The following is a 5982-nucleotide window of genomic DNA, read 5'->3' on the forward strand; positions in this document are numbered from 1 at the left end:
GGGTCAGCCCTTGACGGAGCCGTCGGCCAGGCCGGAGACGAAGTGGCGCTGGTTCGCCAGGAAGATGACCAGGACCGGCAGCGTGGCCAGCACCGCGCCGGCCATGAGGGTGCCGTAGCGGACCGTCCCCGAGGCCAGGAACTGGGCCAGCGCGAGCTGCACCGTCTGCACCTCGGGGGACTGGGTGATCACCAGCGGCCAGAGGAAGTCGTCCCACACCCCGGTGAAGGTGAAGATCGCGATGACGGCCACGATCGGCCGCGACAGCGGCAGGTAGATCGAGCGGAAGATCCGCCACTCGCCGGCGCCGTCCACGCGGGCCGCCTCGGCCAGCTCGGCGTTCGCGGTGCTGAAGTACTGCCGGGCCAGGAAGATGTTCATCGTCATCACCAGGTGGGGCAGCATCAACCCCGGCAGGCTGTCGAGCAGCCCCGTCCCGCCGTAGCCGGCCAGGTCGTTCCCGCCGGCCAGCGGGAACCCCTTCGCCATCAGGAACAGCGGGATCAGGGTGACCGAGGTGGGGATGGCCGCGGTCGACAGCAGCAGGTAGAACAGCGCGGTGCTGCCGCGGAAGGGGAGCAGCGCGAAGGCGTAGCCGGCGGCCACCGCGGCGACGCAGTTGGTGAGCACCGGGACCGCCGTCACCACCAGCGAGTTGAGCATGGCCCGGCCGAGGTTGGCGTCGGTGACGGCCTCGACGTAGTTCACCAGAGTCGGCTCGGCCGGCAGCAGCGAGACCGAGGAGAAGGCCTGCTCCTCGGGGGTGAACGAGATGCTCACCATCCAGGCGAAGGGCACCAGCACCAGCACCGTCGCGGCCAGCAGCGCCAGCCGGCTCCAGCGCACGCCCGCCCGGCTCACGACCGCCTCCCCGCGACGCCGCGGATGGAGAGGAACGAGAAGGCGGCGATGAAGGCGAACAGCACGAACGCCATGGCGCTGGCGCTGCCGAAGCCGTTGTACTGGAAGGCCTCGGTGTAGATCAGGTAGTTGACCGTGGTGGTGCTGGCCAGCGGTCCGCCGCCGGTGAGGATGAACAGCTCGGCGAAGCCCTGGGCGAGGAAGATGATGTCCATCGCCACCACGTAGGTGAGGATCGGCCGCAGCCCCGGCAGGGTGATGTGCCGGAACCGCTGCAGGGCGCCGGCGCCGTCCGTGCTGGCCGCCTCGTACAGCTCGCCGGGGATGGACTGCAGACCGGCCAGCAGCAGCACCATGTTGCTGCCCAGCGCCTTCCACACCCGCATGGCCGCCACCGCGGGCAGCGCGGACTCCTGCTCTAGCAGCCAGGACTGGGGGGCGAGCCCCACCGTGGTCAGCACCTCGTTGACCAGCCCGTTGGGCGAGTAGATCCACAGCCAGACCACCGCCACCGTGGTCAGCGACACGATGTGGGGGACGTAGAGCGCGGACCGGAACACCCCCACACCCCGGAAGGGGCGGGCCGCCAGCAGAGCGAGCCCGAGCGCGATCGCCACGGTGGGCGGCAGCACCATCAGCACGTAGCGGCCGGTGACCAGCAGCGCCTGGCCGAAGTCGGGGTCGTGCAGCAGCGCGGTGTAGTTGGCGGCGCCGACCCACTCGGGGCCGGACCGGCTCAGCGGGCTGTACTCGGTCAGGCTCAGCACGAAGCCGTAGACCACCGGGACCAGCTGGTAGACGAGGACGTACACGGTGGCGGGGAGCACGAAGAGGACTCCCACCCACCGGGTCGGGCGGACCCGCCGCCGTCGCGGGGACGGCGGGGCGGTCGCCGGGGCCGCGGCGGGCGCGGCCACCAGGGTGCTCTGCGAGGTCGACACGTCAGCGGGCCTTCGCCAGCACGTCGTCCACCTCGGTCGCCGCCTGGCGCAGCGCCTCGGCCGCCGGCACGGCGCCGTTGGTGGCGCGCTCGAGGTGCTGGGCCATGGTGTCGCGCACCTGCACCCAGCCGGGGACGTTGGGGTTGGGCACCATCGCCGGCGCGGCGGCCAGGAAGGCCTGCAGCGTCTCGGACTCCTGCACGTAGCCCGAGTCGGCGGCCGAGGCCCGCATCGGGATGGCCCCGATGCCCTCGGTGTAGGCGACGGCGACCTCGGGGGAGGCCATGTACTCGATGAAGCGCCATCCCAGCTCCTGGTCGGGGCTGTCGGCGTTGATCATCAGGCCGGGTCCGGCACCGCCGAAAGCGGCCGGGTCGGTGCTGCCGTCGAAGCTCATCGGCGGGGCCACCCGCAGGTCGAGGTCGGGGTCGGCGGCCATCATCTGCTGCACCTGCGGGGCGGTGGCGATCATCATCGCCGCGTCACCGGTGACCAGCGGCTGCTGGCTGGGCGGCAGGGTGCTGTAGTCGCGGCCGAGCCCGGTCGCGACGGCGTCCTCGCCGGAGAAGAGGCTGGTGATGTAGTCCAGCACCTCCTCGCCCTCCGGGGTGGCGAAGGTGGCGGTGGTGCCGTCCTCGCTGAGCTGACGGCCGCCGTCGGCGTAGAGCAGGGTGGCGAAGCTCTGCTGCAGCCCGATGGGGTGCGTCGGCAGCAGCAGCCCCGAGCGGGTGATGCGGTCGCCGCTGCGCTCGGTCAGCTCCGCCCCCATCTCAGCCGCCTCCACCCAGGTCGCCGGCGGCTCGTCGGGGTCCAGCCCGGCCTCGGTGAAGGCGTCGGCGTCGTAGACCAGCAGGTTGGCCTGCAGGGACAGCGGCATCAGGTACTGGGTGCCGTCGACCTGCCCGCCGGGCAGCGCCGCGGCCATGTCCTCGCGGTCGGCGGCGTCGAGCTGGTCGAGGAAGGGACCCAGGTCGACGACCCGCTCGTTGGCGACGAAGTCGGCGACCGCGGCGGGGCCGTGCCCGAAGACGTCGGGGGCGGTGCCGCCGGCGAAGGCGGCGTTGAGCTTGGTGGACATGTCGGGCCAGTCCAGGAACGTGACCTCGACCTGGGCACCGGTCTCCTGCTCGAACTGGGGCACGATCGTCTCGGTCACCAGCTCGATCTCGGTGGTGTTGGTGCCGGGGAACCAGACGGTCAGCTCGCCGCTGCCCGACTGGTCGGCCTGGGGCGCGGCGGGGCCGCCCAGACCGCAGGCGGTCAGCGAGAGGACGGCTCCGGCGGCGGTGAGGGCCAGGACGGACCGGCGGGTCGGCGGGTGGGGGATCTGCATCGGAACTCCTTTGTCCGGGATGACTGATGATTCGTATTAGTGGACGGGTGCGGTGAGGTCGGGGGCGTGGTGCCCGGGATCAGCGGCGGTCGGGTGGTGCGATGGTGCTGAGCGAGACGTCTGAGCTGCAGGGCTGGAGCTCCTGGTGGTCGATCGGCAGCCGGCCGTCCAGGATCTCGGTCAGCACGGTGAGCGTCCGTGCCCCGATCGCCCGCTTGGGGATGTGGAGCTGGCTCCAGGAGCTGGTCGGCGACCCCGCCGGGACGGCGTCCAGGCAGACCGCGGACAGCTGGTCCGGGACGGTCACGCCGGTGGCCGCGGCGAGCTCGGCCACGTGCGGCGCGTCCTCGGGGGACTCGACCACCACGGCGGTGATCCCGTCGGCGACCCAGCGCGCCGGACCCGTGCTCTCGGTGGTGTCGGCCCGGTCGTACCAGTGCTCGACCAGGCCCAGCGCGGCGACGTGGCGGGAGAACGCCGTCCGCCGGTCGCGCTGCGGGGTCTCGTCCTTGCGGCCCCGCAGGTAGGCGAGGTGGCGGTGACCGGCCTCGGCCAGCAGCGAGACCACGTGCTCGACCGCGGGGGCGTAGTCCACCCCCACCGAGGCGGCCTCGGGGAGCGAGTCGCGCCGGCCCAGCACCACGAAGGGGTAGTGCTCGGCGCTGAGCCGGCGCAGCTCGTCGTCGTCGCGCTCCAGACCGATGACCACGGTGCCGTCGGCCAGCCGCAGCCGGTTCCCGCTGGCGCCGTAGATGCTGCGGCGGCCGTCGGGGCGCTGCGTGGAGGCGAACAGCACGAGGTCGCGCCCGAGCTCGGCCGCCCGCTCCTCGATGCCGACCAGGAAGTCGTGGAAGTAGTCGCCGGGCCCGACCGGGAAGACGGACTCGTAGGTGTGCACCCCGATCAGGTCGTTGCGCCCGCCCCGCAGCGAGCGGGCGACGGCGTCGGGCACGTAGTTCAGCTCGGCCATCGCCCGGCGGATGCGGGCCTGGGTGGCGGCCGAGACGCTGACGCCGGCCTTGCCGTTGAGCACCAGGGAGACAGCCGTCTGCGACACCTGCGCGCGCTCGGCGATGTCGCGCTGACTCGGCTTCGGCATCAGTGCCCCCTTCCGAGGTAATACGAAACACCACGGAGGTGCGGGCGTCAACCCCCGTCCTCGGTCGCTTCTCCGCGTCGTCCGGCGGGCGCGGGCCGCCGCGTGGCAGGATGCTGACGGACGTCCGCGGCTCGGTGCCGCCGGCGAACGGAGCGAGGGGAGCGTCGGTCCGATGGCCAAGGCTCAGTCACCCGGGGTCGAGATCGAGGTCGACGACCGAGTGGTGCGCGTCACCAACCCCGACCGGGTCTACTTCCCCGCCCGCGGCGAGACGAAGCTCGACCTCGTCGAGTACTACCTGGCCGTGGGCGACGGCATCGTCAACGCGCTCCGCGAGCGTCCCTGCATGCTGCATCGCTTCCCCACCGGGGTGACCGGCGAGAAGGTGCACCAGAAGCGGCTGCCGCACGGCGCCCCGCCGTGGGTGGACACCGTCCGGGTCCACTTCCCCCGCTACGACCGCACCGCCGACGAGCTCTGCGTGACCGAGCTGGCGCAGGTGGTGTGGGCGGTGCAGATGTCTACCGTGGAGTTCCACCCCTGGAACTCCCGGCGGGCCGACACCGAGAAGCCCGACGAGTGGCGGATCGACCTCGACCCCATGCCCGAGTGCGACTTCGCCACCGTGCGCCGGGCCGCGGCGGTGTGCCACGAGGTGCTCGACGAGCTGGGCGTCGTCGGCTACCCGAAGACCTCCGGCGGCAGCGGGCTGCACGTCTACGTGCGGATCGAGCCGACCCTCGGGTTCAAGGACGTCCGCCGCGCCGCCTGGGCCTTCGCCCGCGAGGTGGAGCGACGCAGCCCCGACGACGTCACCACCACCTGGTGGCGCAAGGACCGCGACCCGGCCGCGCTGTTCGTCGACTACAACCAGAACGCCCGCGACCACACCATCGCCAGCGCCTACTCCGTCCGCGGCAACGAGCACGCCACCGTGTCCACGCCCGTCACCTGGGAGGAGATCGCCGACGTCGAGCCCCAGGACCTGACCATCGCCACCGTGCCGGAGCGCTACGCCCGGCTGGGCGACCTGCACGGCGACATCGACGCCCGGGCCCACACCCTCGACACGCTGCTGGAGTGGGCCGAGCGCGACGAGCGCGCGGGCCAGGCCGCCCCCGACGAGGACTGAGCACCCCTCCCGTCGCAACCGTCCCGCCCGGGGCTCCGACGGCCCCCGCCCTGGTCGGCCGCCGGGGGTCGTTGTTACGGTCGAGGGGACCGTCCGGCCGACACGAGGAAGTGACCCGACATGCTGAACCGACGTCAGGTGGTGCTCGGAGCAGGGCTGGCGGGCGTGGCGGCCCTCGGTGCCCGCGGCGCCGGGACCGCCCGCGCCGACGGACTCGGGGGCTGGCAGGCCGACCCGGCCGTGGTCGCCCGCAACGAGGCCGAGCGTCCCGGCTTCATCTTCGACGAGGCCGACGTCCCGGCCTACCGGCTGCCCGACCCGCTGGTGGGCGAGGACGGCTCACGGGTCACCTCGGTGCAGGAGTGGCAGCGACGGCGCAAGGAGCTGCTGGAGCTGTTCCGCAGCCAGGTGTACGGCCGTCGGCCGGCGCCCGCCGTCCACGCCCGTCGCCGCTTCGAGGTGCTCGAGCACGACGCGACCGCGATGGACGGCGCGGCCACCCTGAAGCGGGTCGAGGTCCGCACCGACCACGCCGGCCGCTCCCACCGCTTCGAGGTGGTGCTCTTCGTGCCCAACGCCGCTCCCGGCCCGGTGCCGGCGTTCCTGCTGCTGAACA

Annotated in this window: 5 protein-coding genes and 1 pseudogene; 2 read left to right on the plus strand and 4 right to left on the minus strand. The window is 72.7% G+C overall.

All coding sequences use genetic code 11. The features are described from left to right. Positions 1 to 3 precede the first annotated feature (3 nt). The 4 genes from GC722_RS03345 to GC722_RS03360 form a co-directional block, all read right to left on the minus strand. Positions 4 to 861: a carbohydrate ABC transporter permease gene (locus tag GC722_RS03345; protein WP_156607982.1), complete on the minus strand. Its 858-nt coding sequence runs from the start codon at positions 859 to 861 to the stop codon at positions 4 to 6. Further along, positions 858 to 1802 (minus strand): carbohydrate ABC transporter permease, encoded by a 945-nt coding sequence (locus tag GC722_RS03350; RefSeq protein WP_156607984.1) that lies wholly within the window; start codon positions 1800 to 1802, stop codon positions 858 to 860. Before GC722_RS03350 ends, GC722_RS03345 begins: the two co-directional genes overlap by 4 nt. A gap of 1 nt (position 1803) precedes the next feature. Further along, positions 1804 to 3135 carry an ABC transporter substrate-binding protein gene (locus tag GC722_RS03355; protein ID WP_156607986.1) on the minus strand — a complete coding sequence of 444 codons (1332 nt, stop codon included), beginning with the start codon at positions 3133 to 3135 and terminating at the stop codon, positions 1804 to 1806. A 79-nt stretch (positions 3136 to 3214) separates the two neighbouring features. Beyond that, a complete protein-coding gene (locus GC722_RS03360) occupies positions 3215 to 4234 on the minus strand; it encodes a LacI family DNA-binding transcriptional regulator (protein WP_156607988.1) in 1020 nt (339 codons plus the stop codon). Positions 4235 to 4406: 172 nt separating this feature from the next. On the opposite strand from GC722_RS03360, the gene ligD reads away from it, so the two are divergent. Beyond that, entirely contained in the window at positions 4407 to 5366 is a 960-nt protein-coding gene (ligD, locus tag GC722_RS03365) for a non-homologous end-joining DNA ligase (RefSeq protein WP_156607990.1), read from the plus strand. A gap of 120 nt (positions 5367 to 5486) precedes the next feature. After that, positions 5487 to 5982 (plus strand): annotated as a pseudogene (locus tag GC722_RS17550) (hypothetical protein); the annotation flags it as partial.

Origin of the sequence: Auraticoccus cholistanensis, assembly GCF_009742705.1 — a bacterium.
In the GTDB taxonomy this organism is placed as follows: Bacteria; Actinomycetota; Actinomycetes; order Propionibacteriales; family Propionibacteriaceae; genus Auraticoccus; species Auraticoccus cholistanensis.

Coding starts and splice junctions, on each gene's coding strand:
- GC722_RS03355 (WP_156607986.1), bottom strand. CDS start 3,135: ATGCAGATCCCCCACCCGCCGACCCGCCGGTCCGTCCTGGCCCTCACC.
- GC722_RS03360 (WP_156607988.1), bottom strand. CDS start 4,234: ATGCCGAAGCCGAGTCAGCGCGACATCGCCGAGCGCGCGCAGGTGTCG.
- ligD (WP_156607990.1), top strand. CDS start 4,407: ATGGCCAAGGCTCAGTCACCCGGGGTCGAGATCGAGGTCGACGACCGA.